Origin of the sequence: Aeromonas sp. 19NY04SH05-1 (assembly GCF_040581895.1) — a bacterium.
GTDB lineage: Bacteria > Pseudomonadota > Gammaproteobacteria > Enterobacterales > Aeromonadaceae > Aeromonas > Aeromonas enteropelogenes.
The window spans coordinates 1,079,851-1,094,990 of record NZ_CP095328.1; the positions used below are offsets into that span (position 1 = coordinate 1,079,851).

Here is a 15,140-nt window from a genome sequence, read left to right on the forward strand (position 1 = left end):
CGTTTCCCCATTGGGCTGAGACGGGATTACGACAGGGTCTTACTGGCCGGTGGCGCGGTAGAGCCCCTGTTGATCAATATAGTGTGCAACCGACTCGGGCAGGAGGTAGCGGACATCCTGCCCCGCTTCCAGCAGTGCCCGCAGCCGGGTGGACGACAGCTCGACGGGCTGGTTGTCCGCCAGCCAGATATGGCCGGCCAGACGCTGATGCAGTGCCTGCACCCGGGTGGTCTGGTGGCGAGCCAGCAAGTCGGCGATCTCTGCGGGATAGTCGGGCTGCCAGCCGGGGCGTGAACTCACCACCAGATGGGCATAATCGAGCAGCTCCTGCCAGCGATGCCAGCTTGCCAGGCTCAGCAGCGAATCCATCCCCATCAGAAAGCAGAGCGGTGTGTCGGGCAGCTCGTTCCTCAGCTCGACCAGTGTATCAATGGTCCAGGAGGGGGTGTCGCGCTTGAGCTCCCGTTCATCCACCACGAAACTGCGATTCTCCGCCGCCGCCAGCTTGACCATGGCCAGACGCTGTTCGCTCGAGCAGAGGGGATGGGCCCTGTGGGGCGGAATATGGTTCGGGATCAGGCGGATCTCTTCGAGCCGCAAGGCATCGCGCGCCTCGATGGCGGGTCTCAGGTGGCCGATGTGAATGGGATCGAAGGTCCCCCCCAGCAGGCCGACAGGAGCCTTCAGCGGGCCGATTGAAGCCTTCAGCACGGACTCTCCTCCATCGCCAGCGGCAACGGGGTGCCATCGCGAAAGCCGAGAGCCAGGGTCTGCAGCATCAGCCAAGCTTGCTCGGTGTCGAAGCGGCGCTGGGCGTCATCGAGCCGTGCCATCAGTTGCCACAGCTGCTGCAGCTTGGCGAAGGGGAGCCGGGTCAGCGCCTGCTGGATCAGCTGCTGACGGCTTTGCCAGATACGCAGACGGCTGAAATGCTCCCCCAGTGGCTGGCCACTGCGCATGGCCAGCGACAGCTCGGTGAGCTGCTCCAGCTCGCGGCACAGGGTCCAGGCCAGCATGCCGGGTTCGGTGCCCTCGGCACGCAGGGCCGCCAGGATCCGCTGGGCCCGGTTCACCTTGCCCTCCAGCAGGGTATCGACCAGCTGGAACGGGGTAAAGTGGGCGTGGCGGATGATGGTCTCCTGCAGATAGGCGACGCTGATGGGCTGGGGCGGCGAGAGCAGGGTCAGCTTCTCTATCTCCTGGCTCGCGGCCAGCAGGTTGCCCTCATAGCTGTGACACATGAAGTTGATGGCATCCGGCAGCGCCTTGAGACCGAAACGCTGGAAGCGGGCATTCATCCAGCGCGGGAAAAACTTGGGCTCGGGATGGTTGACCGGCACATAGGTGCCGATCTGGTAGAGCTTGTCGAACCAGGCAGCCTTCATCTGGGTCTGGTTGAGACGACCACCGCTCAACACCAGCAACAGGTCGGGGTGGAGCTGTTTGCCGATCTCGCTGATGCGGGCGGCGAGATCCTTGTCGACCTTGGCGGGCAGCTCCAGCTCGATGATCTGGCGGGCGGAGAAGAGGCTCATGGCCTGGCAGGCGTCGTAGACCTGATTCCAGTCCAGTCCCTGCTCGACCACGAAGCTGTGGTGTTCATCGAATCCCTGCTTGCGGGCGATCTGGCGGATGGCGTCGAGCGCCTCCAGCCGCAGCAGTGGCTCGTCGCCAAAAACGAGATAGCAGGGCCGAAGCCCTGCTTTGAGGTGTTCACCAAACTGCTCGGGGTAGATCCGCATCAGAAGCTGACCTGGCTCAACTGACGGATCACCTGGCTGGCTGCCTGCTCCTGCATCTCGCGGTTGAGCTGCTCCTGCTCGCGGGAGGAGGCCAGCGCCGCATCCGGCTTGTTCAGGAAGCTGCGGTTGAAGTTGATGGGGAAGACTTGAGTCGGCTTGCCCGGTACCGCGACGGTGAAGCGGGTGCTAAAGCCCAGCACATACTCGGTATCGGCCCCCAGGGCGTTGACCGAGGCAACCTGGCTGGAGCTGCCGATGCCGCCCAGAGTCAGCACAGGGATGTCCTCCTTGTCGGCCAGAGTGACGCCCGCAGCCTTGAGACGGGTGGTGACCAGCCGGTAGAAGTCGCTCTTGTTGTCGCCCACGACCTTCATGGTCATCAACTCCGCCGGGATGCCGGTGCCGCGCATATGAAAACCGCAACCCTGCAGCAGCAGGGCTGCCAGCATGATGGCCATCCAGCGAGTGAAGATGGAGCCCATATGAAATCCTCTTTGCGTTAAGTGAAGAGCGGCGGGCGCAAGGCCCGCCGTTATCATCCGTTTACCGTCACCGCTTGGCAACGATCAGTTGGCGACCAAATCAGTTGGCAACGATGTTGAGCAGTTTGCCCGGCACATAGATCACCTTGCGCACGGTCAGGCCGTCGGTGAACTTCTGTACCGAGGCGTCGGCCATGGCCAGCTTCTCGACGTCGGCCTGGCTGATTTCGGCCGGCACGGTCAGTTTGCCGCGCATCTTGCCGTTGATCTGCACCACCACCAGCTTCTCGGTCTCGACCATGGCGGCCTCGTCGGCGACCGGCCAGGTGGCGTGGTCGATGTCATCGCCCTTGCCCAGCATCTTCCACAGCTCGAAGCCGATGTGCGGAGTAATGGGGTAGAGCATGACCACGACCGCTTCCATCGCTTCCTGCATCAGGGCGCGATCCTGAGGCTCGGAGCCCAGTTTGGCCAGGTTGTTCATCAGCTCCATGATGGCGGCGATGGCGGTATTGAAGGTCTGGCGACGACCCACGTCATCGCTCACCTTGGCGATGGTCTTGTGCAGCTCGCGACGAATCGCCTTCTGCTCACTGGAGAGGGCCGCCACATCCAGCGCCGGCACGGCGCCACCGGCAACGTGTTCGAAGGTGATGCGCCACAGGCGACGCAGGAAGCGCTGGGCACCTTCCACGCCGGAGTCGGACCACTCCAGAGTCATCTCGGCCGGGGAGGCGAACATCATGAACAGGCGGACGGTATCGGCGCCGTAACGCTCCACCATCAGCTGCGGGTCGATGCCGTTGTTCTTGGACTTGGACATCTTGGTCATGCCGGAGTGGATGACTTCGCGGCCCTCAAGGTCCACCGCCTTGATGATGCGGCCTTTCTCGTCACGCTCCACCTTGACGTCGGTCGGGCTGACCCAGACGTTGCCACCCTTTTCGTCCTTGTAGTAGAAGGCGTCGGCCAGCACCATGCCCTGGCAGAGCAGGCGCTTGAACGGCTCGTCGCTGTTCACCAGGCCCGCGTCACGCAGCAGCTTGTGGAAGAAGCGGGCGTAGAGCAGGTGCATACAGGCGTGCTCGATGCCGCCAATGTACTGATCCACCGGCAGCCAGTGGTTGGCGGCCGCGGGATCCAGCATGCCCTTGTCGTAGTCCGGGGAGCAGTAGCGGGCGTAGTACCAGGAGGACTCCATAAAGGTGTCAAAAGTGTCAGTTTCCCGGAACGCTTCCTGACCGTTGTAAGTGGTCTTGGCCCACTCGGCATCGGCCTTGATCGGGCTCTGGATGCCGTCCATCACCACGTCTTCCGGCAGCAGTACCGGCAGCTGGTCTTCCGGCGTCGGCACTACTGTGCCGTCAGCCAGAGTCAGCATGGGGATGGGGGCGCCCCAGTAGCGCTGACGGGAGACCCCCCAGTCGCGCAGGCGGTAGTTGACGGTGCGCTTGCCCTTGCCAATTGCTTCCAGCTTGGTGGCGATGGCATCGAAGGCCGCCTGGAACTCGAGACCGTCGAACTCGCCGGAGTTGAACAGCACCCCTTTCTCGGTGTAGGCCGCCTCGCTCACGTCTACTTCGCCATCGGCCGGCTTAATCACCGCCTTGATGTCGAGGCCGTATTTGGTGGCGAATTCGAAGTCACGCTGGTCGTGACCCGGTACCGCCATCACGGCGCCGGTGCCGTAGTTCATCAGCACGAAGTTGGCGACCCAGACCGGGACCTTGCGACCATCCAGCGGATGAATGGCGTAGAGGCCGGTGGCCATGCCCTTCTTCTCCATGGTGGCGAGCTCGGCTTCGGCCACCTTGGTGTTCTTGCACTCTTCGATAAAGGCGGCCAGCTCCGGATTGTGTTCGGCAGCCTGCAGGGCCAGCGGGTGGCCGGCGGCGATGCCCACGTAAGTCACGCCCATGAAGGTGTCCGGACGGGTGGTGTAGACCTCAAGGTGCTCATCCTGCCCATCGATGGCGAAGCTGATGTTGACCCCTTCGGAGCGGCCAATCCAGTTGCGCTGCATGGTCTTGACCATCTCGGGCCAGCCTTCGAGGTTGTCGATGTCGTTCAGCAGCTCTTCGGCATAGTCGGTGATCTTGATGAACCACTGGGGGATTTCTTTCTGTTCCACCGGGGTGTCACAACGCCAGCAGCAGTTGTCCACTACCTGCTCGTTGGCCAGCACCGTCATGTCGTTCGGGCACCAGTTGACGGAGGAGGTCTTCTTGTAGACCAGGCCCTTCTCGTAGAGCTTGGTGAAGAACCACTGCTCCCAGCGGTAGTAATCCGGCTTGCAGGTGGCCAGCTCGCGATCCCAGTCATAACCCAGACCCAGCATCTTCAGCTGGTTCTTCATGTATTCGATGTTTTCGTAGGTCCAGGGCGCCGGCGCCGTGTTGTTCTTGATGGCGGCGTTCTCGGCCGGCAGGCCGAATGCGTCCCAACCTATGGGTTGCAGCACGTTCTTGCCATTAAGGCGTTGATAACGTGAGATAACATCACCTATGGTGTAGTTGCGCACGTGACCCATGTGTAGACGACCAGACGGATAGGGGAACATGGACAGGCAGTAGAACTTCTCCTTGTCTACTTTCTCCACGGCCTTGAAGGTTTTCTTGGCATCCCAGTGCTTTTGCACTGCTGGTTCGATTGATTGGGGAACGTATTGCTCTTGCATTGGTGACATCCGGATCTGTGAAATGGATAGATAAATCAGCTGGGAAATCGCAATAGAATACCCATATCCTGCGGCGGCAACAACCGCCAGCGTCCCTCGGGCCTCAAGCCGGGTCTGATCGGGGTTTAGTAGAGGAGGAACGGCCATGGACAAACATAAAAAAGGATACGAAACCTTCATCGCCGAGCTGAAAAAGCAGTGGCAGGAGACCGGAGAGTTCCAGGGAGAGCGCCTCAACCGGATGATTGCCAGGGTGCAGGCCTATCTGGAGGCGGCCAGCGATCTGACCCAGGACGAGCTGGCACTGATCGCCGAGTACGTGAAGCGGGATCTGGGCAACTATGATGAGGGGCGCAGTGACGAGGCGGTGGAGGAGTCAGCCTTTATGCTGGCGCTCAAGGACACTGCCTGGTCCTGGCTGGCGGACGTGACCGATCGGGCCCAGGTGGAGTGGCGCGAACTGGCGGACGAGCTGGAGCATAAGGGCGTCTACGAGGCGGGGGAGTGGGTCGGGCTGGGGGTCATGGAGTGCAACCAGTGTGGCTGGCGCCATAAGGTTCTTCGTCCCGAGCAGCTGGATACCTGTCCCGAATGCGGCGGCACCGAATATCACCGCGAACCCCTCTCGCCCTGATTGCCAATCTCTTGAGCATCCAACGAAAAGAGGCGCTATCAGGCGCCTCTTTGTGATTCCTCAGTGGCGTTACTTGCCCGCCACCGCAAGGCCGCCAAAGCGGATCAGCGGGGCATAGAAGCCCTTGCCATCGTTGTGATGCAGGGTATCGCCGACTGCTTCCAGCTCCCCCAACAGGCGATAGAAGTTGCCCGCCACCGTGATGCCGCGCACCGGCTGGATACGCACCCCGTCACGACAGAGGAACCCTGACGCGCCAAAGGAGAAGTCGCCGCTGACCGCATCGGCGCCCGAGTGCAGGCCGTCCAGCTTGACCAGCTCCAGATAGTCGCCGCTCTGCACCTCTGTCTCGCTATGAGGGCCGGTACCGAACACCAGGTGACGAGGGGTCACATCCAGCGCACTGCGGGCGCCGCGAGCCGCCGAGCCGTTGCTCGCCACGCCGAAGTGGCGGGCGGTGGCGCTGTTGTGCAGCAGGGTCTTGAGTTCCCCCTCGCCAATCAGCAGCAGATCCGAGGTGGGGGCACCCTCGCCGTCGAAAGCCTTGATGTTCATGCCCCCCGGCATATGGACCCGGCTCTCCAGAGTGAGCCAGCGGGAGGCAACAGGTTGCCCCACCTTGTCCCGCCAGGGGTTGATCCCCTGCTGGGCCCACTTGCCCGAGAGCGCCGCCTGGAAGCAGCCAAACAGGCTGGCCAGGCAGTTGGTGTTGAAGATGACACTGTAGCGGCCGCTCGCGACCGCCTCACCCGGCAGCAGGCCCGCAGCTACGGTATGGATCTGTTGGGCAAGGGTCTGGCTATCCAGCTCGTCGAAGCGACGGCCATATTGCCCCTGGGAGTGCATGGATTGCCGGCCATCCCGCTCGACCAGGGCCGAGGTGTAGCAGCCGACGGAAAATTCGCCGTGCTCGCAGAAGGTACCCAGGCTGTTGGCGAGCCAGAGGCGGCTCTCCCCTTCGAAGAAGCTGTTGTAGGGGGCGCCGGTCACATCCGGCAGGGCCAGCATGTCCGATTCGAGGCGCAGGGCCAGGGCGATCTTCTCCTCCACTGGCGTGGTGTCGGGCTGATTGATCTCGGCGCAGTCGGCCGCGATCCGGCTGTTGGCGACCGAGATAGCCTGGTCCGCATCCACCTTGGCAAAGCGGCTGGCGTCACAGGCATCCTGCAGCATGGCATCGAGCGCGGCCTCATCGAGGGACTCGGAGTAGGCGATGCCGACCCGGCCCTCTTTTATCAGGCGAATACCGATCTGCTGGCTGCTAGTGACCTTGTATTCCCCAAGCTCCCCCTTGTCAGCCTTGAGGGAGAAGGCCCTGTCCTGATTGGCGATGATATCCGCTTGTGCATTGATATCGGCGACCTTGTCCAGCAGGCGGGCAAGCAGTTGGTTCATGTCGATGGCGCTCATCAGGCGTTCCCCCCGATCAGCATAAGGTCCACTTTCAGGAGCTTAATGGTGTCATTCATCAGGCGTTCCCCCCGATCAGCATAAGGTCCACTTTCAGGAGCTTAATGGTGTCATTCATCAGGCGTTCCCCCCGATCAGCATAAGGTCCACTTTCAGGAGCTTAATGGTGTCATTCATCAGGCATTACCCCCCACCAGAATATTGTCCACTTTCAGGGCGGGCTGGCCGACCGAGGTGGGCACAGAGCCGGAGACGGAGCCGCACATGCCGGCGGCCAGCGCCAGATTGCGGCCCACCATGGAGATCTCTTTAAGCACCTGAGGGCCGGTGCCGATCAGGGTCGCCGACTTGAGCGGTCTGGTCACCTTGCCGTGCTCGATGAGGTAGGCCTCCTGCACGTTGAAGTTGAACTCGCCGGTACCCGGTTGCACCGAGCCGCCACCCATTTTTTTGGCATAGATGCCGTGCTCTACCGTGGCCAGCATCTCGTCCAGGCTGTAGTTGCCCGGCTCGATATAGGTGTTGCGCATGCGCGAGGTGGGGGCGAATTTGTAGGATTCGCGCCGCCCCGAGCCGGTACGGGCGTAACCTGTCTTGAGGGCGCCCATCCTGTCCACCAGGAAACCGGTCAGCACGCCATCCTTGATGAGCTGGGTGTGCTGGGTCGCCATTCCTTCGTCATCGACGTTGATGGATCCCCAGGCGTTGCCCTGCAAGCCTTCGTCCACCGCACTGACTGCGGGATTGGCAATCAGCTGGCCCATCTTGTCGTGGAACACCGAGGCCTTCTTGGCCACCGAGGTGGTCTCCAGCAGGTGGCCGCACGCCTCGTGGAAGATGACGCCGCCAAAGCCGCTCTCCATGATGACCGGCAGGGTACCGCTCGGACAGGGGGCGGCGCCCAGCTTCACCAGGGCCTGACGAGTGGCGGTGAGGGCCAGCTCGCACGGATCGATGCGCTCGGCGTGTTCCCAACCCATCAGGGCGCCGGGGGCCTCGTAGCCCATGCTCTGCTCGCTCCCTTCCCGGGCGATGGTCTGGGCCATGATGCGGTTGTAGTGGCGACGATCACTGACCTGCAACCCTTCGCTGTTGAAGATCTCCACTTCCTGCTCCCAGCCCAGCACGTTGCCGGAGAACTGGCTCACCTTGTCGCTCTCGGCGCGGGCCGCGGCATCCATGGTGTGCAGATAGGCGATCTTCTGCTCCAGCAGCTTGTCCGCCGACAGGGGCAGGGCCACCGGATGGCGGTCGGTGAGACGGGTGAAATCGAAGGCGGTGGCGGTCACCACGGGGTCACGCCTGTCCTTGGCCGCCAGCAGGGTGACGATGCGCAACAGCTCGTCACGGCTGGTCTGGTTGGTGTAGCCGTAAAGCACCTTGTGGCCGTAGCACAGGCGCACGCCGATGCCGAAATCGAGGCCACCGCTGATGTTCTCTATCTGGCTGGAGAGCAGACTGAGCTGGCTGCGGCGCTTGCGCTCCACAAACAGCTCGGCAAAGTCGGCACCCAGCGCCAGGGCGTGATCGAGCACGTTGCGGGCGATGGCGGGGGCCAACAGGGAGAATGAGGTCATAGAATTTCCTTTTCTGATCTGTCCGTTTGCTTCCGGCGCCCTGCTTTGCTTGTTATGGGGCGTCAGACTCATTGTTACAGACCAGCACAAAAAAGTCGCTATAGCGTCATACGATGATACCGATTGAGAAAATCGGCGCGAGATATGCGCCCAGGCGGTCAGCACTCTGGCTGACCGCCGGACATCAATCAGAGGAGTTCGTGGATTTCGGCCAGGATCTGGTCGACCCACTGCTCGATGCGGGAATCGGTCTGGTCGTACTGGTTTGCATCGTCGAGGGCCAGGCCGACGAAGTGGCGACCATCGTCGATCAGCGCCTTGGAGGCATCAAACTCGTACCCCTCGTTGGGCCAGTAACCCACCAGTTTGACCCCCTTGGGCACCAGCTGATCGTGCAGCATGCCGAGGGCATCCTGATACCACTCGCCGTAACCGAGCTGATCGCCGAGGCCAAACAGGGCCACGATGCGCCCCTCCAGCTCCAGATCGGCGATATCTTCCCAGCGGGACTCCCAGTCCTCCTGCAGCTCGCCAAAATCCCAGGTGGAGATGCCGAGGATCAGGATGTCGTAATCCTGCATGCGCACCAGGGGCACATCCTTGATGTTGTGGATGTCGACCATCTCGGGGCCGATGAGGGCGCGGATCTTCTCGGCGGCCATCTCGGTGTAGCAGGTGGTGGAACCGTAAAACAGACCAATCTTCATCGCTCTTCTCTCTTTTGGCGCTTTCTCGCATGCTCGTGTGGGCTGCGCCATGTTGGCAACACGATGGGTAACGTAAGGGGAGGGCGCCAGTCTAGCAGATTGCCGGGGCCCCTTCACTGCCCTCAGATATTGGCTGGCGGGCAAGCGGGCTTGCACGGGGGGCGAGCCCGCGCGCTACAATGGGCCATCTTTTTTCTGACTGCGGCGCATCATGAGCAAGCCTGACTCCCATCCCCTGATCGAACCTTTTCTCGACGCCCTCTGGCTCGAACGAGGGCTGTCTGACAACACGGTCAGCTCCTATCGCACCGACTTGGAAAAATTCGCCCTCTGGCTCGACGGGCAGGGCAGCTCCCTGCTGCTGGCGGGCATGGATGACATTCAGCACTATCTCGCCTGGCGGGTCGACAACCAGTTTGCGGCGAGCAGCACGGCTCGCTTTCTATCGGCCCTGCGCCGTTTCTACCAGTATCTGAACCGGGAAAAATTGCGCAGCGACGATCCCACCGTGCTGCTGGAGGGACCCAAGCTGCCCAAGAAGCTGCCGGCCGATTTGAGTGAAGCCGAGGTGGAGGCCCTGCTGCAGGCCCCGCTGGTGGACGATCCGCTGGAACTCAGAGACAAGGCGATGCTGGAGCTGCTTTACGCAACCGGGCTGCGGGTCTCCGAGCTGGTGGGGCTCACCGCCGAGCATGTCAGCCTGCGCCAGGGGCTGGTGCGGGTAGTGGGCAAGGGCAACAAGGAGCGGCTGGTGCCCATGGGGGAAGAGGCTGTCTACTGGCTGGAGCGCTATTACCGGGAAGGGCGCGGTCTGCTGCTTGGCGGCACCAGCTCGGACGTGGTGTTTCCCTCCAAACGGGCCCAGATGATGACCCGCCAGACCTTCTGGCACCGTATCAAACTCTACGCCCTGCGCGCCGGCATCAACGGGGAGCTATCCCCCCACACTCTGCGGCACGCCTTCGCCACCCATCTGCTCAATCATGGCGCCGACTTGCGGGTGGTGCAGATGCTGCTGGGCCATGCCGATCTCTCCACCACCCAGATCTACACCCATGTGGCCAATGAGCGGCTCAAGGCGCTGCACGGCGAGCATCACCCGCGCGCCTAGGCCAGATAGAGGCGGTTTTTCCCCTCCTGCTTGGCGCGATAGAGGGCGGCATCCGCTTGCGCCAGCACCTGGGCCGGTGGAGCATCCAGCGCCTCGGCAAGGCCGCCGCTGAAACGCACTTCGAGGGGTGGCTCGCGCCACTCCTGATCCACCATGGCCTGGCGCCACGCCTCCATCAGCTGGTGGGCCTGGGCCAGCTCTCCCTGCTCGAAGATGGCCACCATCTCCTCGCCGCCAAAGCGGCACAGGGTCGCCTGATCTTCCAGCAGTTGGCGGCCGATGGCGGCGGTGCGTCTCAACACGGCATCCCCGATGGGGTGGCCATATTCATCGTTGATCTGCTTGAAATTGTCGATGTCGATGATGGCAAGCACATAGGGAACGTGCTCCTGGTGCAGCCTGGCGAGCAGGCTGTCCATGTAGCGGCGGTTGTAGAGCCCGGTGAGGGCATCGCGCTGGGCCTTCTCGCTCTCGGCCTGCATCTGGTCGGAAATCATGGTGATCTCGTCCCCCAGCTCTTCAATGCCGGGGATGCTGGGGATGACGATGGGTTGACCGGGCGGGGTAACCCGCAGCAGGCGTACCACCTGCACCAGCATGCTGATGGTATTTTCCAGGCGCTGGTGGAAGATGATGGCCACCAGTATGAACATGGCCAGGGAGAGGATCAGCCCCACCATCATGGTGGGCAGCAGCTCCTTGATGACGAAGGAGTTGCTGAACGGAAACACGGTAATGACCTGCCAGCTGGGGTTGTTGGTCAGGGTGTAGTAGGCGATCAGTTCGCTCTCCCGGGTCTCCAGCGTGCCATTTTGGCCCTTGATTCGGGACAGCCAGGGCTCATCGAGCGGGGTAACATTCAGGAGCGGGTTGCTGTGTGCGATGATGAGCTGATGTTGGCGATCATAGAGCAGATAAGCCATCTGTTTCCCGCCTTGCAGCATGCGGCCGATCCGGTCCGAGACTTTCGCCAGATCGACATCGATGCCGACCACGGCCACTACCTTCCCGCTCGGGTTCAATACCGCCCGAGACAGAGTGATCACCGGAATGTGCTGGACGCTGTCGAGATAGGGAGCACTCCAGGTGTTGATCCCCGGGGTATGAATGGCAGCCTGATACCACTGCTGCTTGGCCATGGTTTGAGTCGAGGGGGTCGCCAGATGGTTGAAGTTGACCAGGGAGTTATCTCGCTGCACATAGTAGAGTCCCTTCAATAAGCTGCCCGAGCGGCTGAGTTGTTGCCACACCGAGTTGTGCCGCGCCTTCATCTCCGGCGGGAGCATACCGTCATAGGCGGCGAGATCGGCCGCCAGAATGTTGAGCTGCTCTTCGACCGAACTCAGCGCGTTGTCCCACTGCTGGGTCGTGCTGCTGCTGAAAAACTCCATGCGATCGCGCACGACATTCTGTTGTTTGATGGCAAACAGGTAGAAGCTGCTGGCTGTCATCAGCAACAGGGGCAGGGAGAGCAACAGCAAATAGCGCAGAATGAAACCATGTTTCGGTCTGGTCTTCACTGTCGGGGATGTCATGGCGATGACTCCTGTAGATTTTGCATGTATTCGATCACGATGTGGCGCGAGAGCCGCGAGCGTTTAGCCCCAGGCTGAATTGTGCCGTAGTCTACGGTGTTGTGGCCTAGTGTCAGCAAAAAAACCGCCGAAAGGCGGTTTTTTGTACACACGACAGGGGCGGGTGCTTATTTCTCCTGCCGGGCCTTGAGCAGATCGCGGATTTCGGCGAGCAGTTCCTGATCCTTGGTCGGGCCGGCCGGTGCCGCTGCGGCTTCTTCCTCCTGCTTGCGCTTGAGGGTGTTGATGGCCTTCAGCCCCATGAAGATGGCGAAGGAGATGATCAGAAAGTCGATGATGGTCTGGAGAAACTTGCCATAGGCGATGACCACGGCCGGGGCCGATCCTTCCGCCGCCTTGAGAGTGATAGCCAGATCGCTGAAATCCACCCCTCCCAGGATCAGACCTATGGGGGGCATGATGACGTCGCCGACGAACGAGGAGACGATCTTGCCAAAGGCGGCCCCTATGATGATACCGACCGCCATGTCGATCACATTGCCTCTGGATGCAAAGGCTTTGAACTCCTGGATAAGACTCATTATTTCCTCCGAAACCGAACAAGATAGAGTGTGGATCGCGTGGGCGATCCGCATCAGGAAAACGGAGGCCACGCCGCGTTGTTCCTGTCGTCTTCTCTAGCTTGCTGAGGTTGCATCTCCTTGGCAATCGGGGAACGCGGATTTTTTGGTGCCAAGGGAGTATTAACAATCAAGCAAATAACGGATTGAATAACAGGTGCCATCCATATTAGTGTGTTGGATTCAATCATTTATGCTGCAAGAGTAAAACAGTGAAGCATTTTATATTGATGGCAATGCTTCTATGCACATTTGTTGCCTATGCCGGGGTGAACCCGCAAACCCTGAAGGAGACGGTCTCCAGCCGGTTGGGGGTGCCCGTCTATCTGGTGGATCGCACCCCGATCCCCGGGCTCTACATGGTGGGCACCTCTCAGGGCGTGCTCTATAGCGATGCCAACGGAGACTATCTGGTGCAGGGGGTCATGCTGGACATGACCCGCGACATGAAAAACCTGACCCTCTCCGGCCTGCGTCATCAAAGGCGCATGGCGCTGGCGCAGATAGGTGAGCCTCCCATGCTGCTTCGGGCAACGAAAGAGACGCACCGGATCACCCTCTTTACCGATGACGCCTGTACCGATTGTCGCCGGGCGCTGGATCAGTTGCCCCGCCTGCAGGAGTTGGGTGTCACGGTGCAACTGCTGCCGATCGTGTCGCCCGCCGGCGAGCAGGATCGGATCTCGCCGGAGCAGTGCGAGGCTGGCGCCTGGCGTCACCCCCAATTCAGTGAACATTTGCCAGTGGCGCGCTGTAGTGAGATCCTCTCCCACTATATCGGCCTGAGCCAGTGGCTCGGGATCAAGGCACTGCCGAGCTGGGTCCTGCCAAATGGCGACCTGCTGCGCGGTTATCAGAGCCCTGAACAACTGCTCAAGATACTGGATCACATCGATGCCCCTGCTAATCCGTCGTCGTCCGCGCGTGGATGATTCCCATCTGCCCGCCACCCTTCATCCCTTGCTGCGGCAAATCTTCGCCAGCCGTGGCGTAGCAGATCCCGCCCTGCTGGAGCGCAGCGCCAATCAGCTGCTGCCACCCCAGCGCCTGTACGGCATGGCGCAGGCAGTGCCGCTGCTGGCCGACGCGCTGACGGCGCAAAAGCGTATTCTCATCGTCGGCGACTTCGACTGCGACGGCGCCACCAGCTCGGCCCTGTGCGTGCTGGCCCTGCGCGCCATGGGGGGCCGCCACATCGACTTTCTGGTGCCCAACCGCTTCGAGTTCGGTTATGGCCTCACCCCCGAGATCGTCGAACTGGCGGTGGTCCGCGGCGCCGAGTTTCTCATCACGGTGGACAACGGCATCTCCAGCCTTGCCGGGGTGGCGGCGGCCAAGGCGGCCGGCATGCAGGTACTGGTTACCGATCACCATTTGCCGGGCCAGGAGCTGCCTGACGCCGACGCGATAGTGAACCCCAACCAGCATGGCTGCGACTTCCCCTCCAAATCGCTGGCCGGGGTCGGGGTTGCCTTCTATCTGATGGCGGCCCTCAACACCCATCTGCGTCAGAGCGGCTGGTATGAGCGCCAGGGGCTGCGTGTACCCAACGTGGCGGATTACTTGGATCTGGTGGCCCTCGGCACTGTGGCCGACGTGGTGGCGCTCGATGGCAACAACCGCATCCTGGTCCATCAGGGCCTGCAGCGGATCCGGGCCGGCCGCTGCCGCCCCGGCATTCAGGCGCTGGTGGACGTGTCGGGTCGGGATGGCCGCCGCCTCACCGCCGCCGATCTGGGCTTCGCGCTGGGGCCACGCCTCAACGCGGTAGGCCGCCTTGATGACATGTCCCTCGGGGTCGCCTGCCTGTTGTGTGACGACCTCAACCTGGCGCGCCAGCTGGCGTCCGAGATGGATAGCCTCAACCAGGAGCGCAAGGAGATAGAGCAGGGGATGCAGCAGGAGGCCCTCGCCACCCTGGAGCAGATCCGTTTTCGCGATGGTGAAGTGCCATCGGGGATCGTATTGCATCGGGACGAGTGGCATCAGGGGGTGGTGGGGCTGGTGGCCTCCAAGGTGAAGGAGAAGTACTACCGCCCCGTCATCGCCTTTGCCGAGAGCAGCGAGAGCGAGCTCAAGGGTTCCGGGCGCTCCATCCCCGGCGTGCACCTGCGCGATGCGCTCGAATTGCTCGATACCCGCCACCCGGGGCTGATGGGCAAGTTCGGTGGCCACGCCATGGCGGCGGGGCTGACCCTGCCCAAGGCCAATATCGAGGCGTTCGGTCGTGCTTTCGAAGCGGTCATCAGCGAGCTGGTGACACCTGAGCTGCTGACCGGGGTACTGCTCACCGATGGCGAGCTCTTGCCGGACGAGCTCAACCTCGAGCTGGCGGAGCTTATTCGCGCCTCCGGCCCCTGGGGTCAAGCCTTCCCCGAGCCGCTGTTTGACGGCGAGTTCGTGCTGGTGCAACAGAGGTTGGTGGGGGAGAAGCACCTCAAGATGATGCTGACGACCGACTCTGGCCATGCGGTGGATGCCATCGCCTTCGGGGTCGATTTGCAGCGCTGGCCCGATGCCTCAGTCAAGCGGGTGCGGCTGGTCTACCGACTCGATGTCAACGAGTGGCGCGGCAATCGCAGCGTGCAACTGCTGGTGGAGCATCTGGAGGCCGCCGGCCTCTGATCCCGTGAGTCTCTCTTGCT

At 61.9% G+C, this 15,140-nt stretch carries 13 protein-coding genes; 4 read left to right on the top strand and 9 right to left on the bottom strand.

Annotated elements, in window-relative coordinates:
* Positions 1-39: 39 nt before the first annotated feature.
* From nadD to leuS, 4 genes are all read right to left on the bottom strand, one after another.
* A complete protein-coding gene (nadD, locus tag MRK42_RS05080) occupies positions 40-711 on the bottom strand; it encodes a nicotinate-nucleotide adenylyltransferase (RefSeq protein WP_061475627.1) in 672 nt (223 codons plus the stop codon).
* Complete coding sequence (gene holA, locus MRK42_RS05085; RefSeq protein WP_354688915.1) at positions 705-1,742, bottom strand: DNA polymerase III subunit delta; 1,038 nt, start codon at positions 1,740-1,742, stop codon at positions 705-707. Before holA ends, nadD begins: the two co-directional genes overlap by 7 nt.
* Positions 1,742-2,224 carry an LPS assembly lipoprotein LptE gene (gene lptE / locus MRK42_RS05090; protein WP_201940447.1) on the bottom strand — a complete coding sequence of 161 codons (483 nt, stop codon included), beginning with the start codon at positions 2,222-2,224 and terminating at the stop codon, positions 1,742-1,744. Before lptE ends, holA begins: the two co-directional genes overlap by 1 nt.
* 100 nt (positions 2,225-2,324) lie before the next feature.
* Positions 2,325-4,901: a leucine--tRNA ligase gene (gene leuS / locus MRK42_RS05095; RefSeq protein ID WP_201940445.1), complete on the bottom strand. Its 2,577-nt coding sequence runs from the start codon at positions 4,899-4,901 to the stop codon at positions 2,325-2,327.
* A 145-nt stretch (positions 4,902-5,046) separates the two neighbouring features.
* Between leuS and MRK42_RS05100 the strand changes: the two genes are divergently transcribed.
* Positions 5,047-5,535 carry a zinc ribbon-containing protein gene (locus MRK42_RS05100; protein ID WP_026458125.1) on the top strand — a complete coding sequence of 163 codons (489 nt, stop codon included), beginning with the start codon at positions 5,047-5,049 and terminating at the stop codon, positions 5,533-5,535.
* Positions 5,536-5,604: 69 nt separating this feature from the next.
* On the opposite strand, the gene MRK42_RS05105 is transcribed toward MRK42_RS05100, so the two are convergent.
* The 3 genes from MRK42_RS05105 to fldB all read right to left on the bottom strand — a co-directional run bounded on the left by MRK42_RS05105 (position 5,605) and on the right by fldB (position 9,229).
* Positions 5,605-6,945, bottom strand: a complete 1,341-nt coding sequence (locus tag MRK42_RS05105) for a TldD/PmbA family protein (RefSeq protein ID WP_354688916.1) — start codon at positions 6,943-6,945, stop codon at positions 5,605-5,607.
* Between the two features lie 176 nt (positions 6,946-7,121).
* Positions 7,122-8,522 carry a TldD/PmbA family protein gene (locus MRK42_RS05110; protein WP_201940441.1) on the bottom strand — a complete coding sequence of 467 codons (1,401 nt, stop codon included), beginning with the start codon at positions 8,520-8,522 and terminating at the stop codon, positions 7,122-7,124.
* A gap of 188 nt (positions 8,523-8,710) precedes the next feature.
* Positions 8,711-9,229 carry a flavodoxin FldB gene (gene fldB / locus MRK42_RS05115; protein ID WP_201940438.1) on the bottom strand — a complete coding sequence of 173 codons (519 nt, stop codon included), beginning with the start codon at positions 9,227-9,229 and terminating at the stop codon, positions 8,711-8,713.
* Positions 9,230-9,440: 211 nt separating this feature from the next.
* On the opposite strand from fldB, the gene xerD reads away from it, so the two are divergent.
* Positions 9,441-10,340 (top strand): site-specific tyrosine recombinase XerD, encoded by a 900-nt coding sequence (xerD, locus tag MRK42_RS05120; RefSeq protein WP_042025717.1) that lies wholly within the window; start codon positions 9,441-9,443, stop codon positions 10,338-10,340.
* Here xerD and MRK42_RS05125 read toward each other — a convergent pair.
* Together MRK42_RS05125 and mscL are read right to left on the bottom strand one after the other, a co-directional pair.
* Positions 10,337-11,875 carry a diguanylate cyclase gene (locus MRK42_RS05125; RefSeq protein WP_338611854.1) on the bottom strand — a complete coding sequence of 513 codons (1,539 nt, stop codon included), beginning with the start codon at positions 11,873-11,875 and terminating at the stop codon, positions 10,337-10,339. The two genes, xerD and MRK42_RS05125, sit on opposite strands and share 4 nt — an antisense overlap.
* Positions 11,876-12,042: 167 nt before the next feature.
* Positions 12,043-12,456: a large-conductance mechanosensitive channel protein MscL gene (gene mscL / locus MRK42_RS05130; protein ID WP_026458293.1), complete on the bottom strand. Its 414-nt coding sequence runs from the start codon at positions 12,454-12,456 to the stop codon at positions 12,043-12,045.
* A gap of 275 nt (positions 12,457-12,731) precedes the next feature.
* Here mscL and MRK42_RS05135 point away from each other — a divergent pair, with 275 nt between their 5' ends.
* Both MRK42_RS05135 and recJ read left to right on the top strand, forming a co-directional pair.
* Positions 12,732-13,427, top strand: a complete 696-nt coding sequence (locus MRK42_RS05135) for a disulfide isomerase DsbC N-terminal domain-containing protein (protein ID WP_354688917.1) — start codon at positions 12,732-12,734, stop codon at positions 13,425-13,427.
* Entirely contained in the window at positions 13,390-15,120 is a 1,731-nt protein-coding gene (recJ, locus tag MRK42_RS05140; protein ID WP_338611856.1) for a single-stranded-DNA-specific exonuclease RecJ, read from the top strand. Before MRK42_RS05135 ends, recJ begins: the two co-directional genes overlap by 38 nt.
* The last annotated feature ends 20 nt before the right edge of the window (positions 15,121-15,140 follow it).

Excerpts from the sequence above, each read along its gene's own strand:
- MRK42_RS05110 (WP_201940441.1), bottom strand. The coding sequence starts at position 8,522 with ATGACCTCATTCTCCCTGTTGGCCCCCGCCATCGCCCGCAACGTGCTC.
- MRK42_RS05105 (WP_354688916.1), bottom strand. The coding sequence starts at position 6,945 with ATGAGCGCCATCGACATGAACCAACTGCTTGCCCGCCTGCTGGACAAG.
- MRK42_RS05125 (WP_338611854.1), bottom strand. The coding sequence starts at position 11,875 with ATGACATCCCCGACAGTGAAGACCAGACCGAAACATGGTTTCATTCTG.
- mscL (WP_026458293.1), bottom strand. The coding sequence starts at position 12,456 with ATGAGTCTTATCCAGGAGTTCAAAGCCTTTGCATCCAGAGGCAATGTG.
- leuS (WP_201940445.1), bottom strand. The coding sequence starts at position 4,901 with ATGCAAGAGCAATACGTTCCCCAATCAATCGAACCAGCAGTGCAAAAG.
- MRK42_RS05135 (WP_354688917.1), top strand. The coding sequence starts at position 12,732 with ATGCTTCTATGCACATTTGTTGCCTATGCCGGGGTGAACCCGCAAACC.
- xerD (WP_042025717.1), top strand. The coding sequence starts at position 9,441 with ATGAGCAAGCCTGACTCCCATCCCCTGATCGAACCTTTTCTCGACGCC.
- fldB (WP_201940438.1), bottom strand. The coding sequence starts at position 9,229 with ATGAAGATTGGTCTGTTTTACGGTTCCACCACCTGCTACACCGAGATG.
- MRK42_RS05100 (WP_026458125.1), top strand. The coding sequence starts at position 5,047 with ATGGACAAACATAAAAAAGGATACGAAACCTTCATCGCCGAGCTGAAA.
- recJ (WP_338611856.1), top strand. The coding sequence starts at position 13,390 with ATGCCCCTGCTAATCCGTCGTCGTCCGCGCGTGGATGATTCCCATCTG.
- lptE (WP_201940447.1), bottom strand. The coding sequence starts at position 2,224 with ATGGGCTCCATCTTCACTCGCTGGATGGCCATCATGCTGGCAGCCCTG.
- holA (WP_354688915.1), bottom strand. The coding sequence starts at position 1,742 with ATGCGGATCTACCCCGAGCAGTTTGGTGAACACCTCAAAGCAGGGCTT.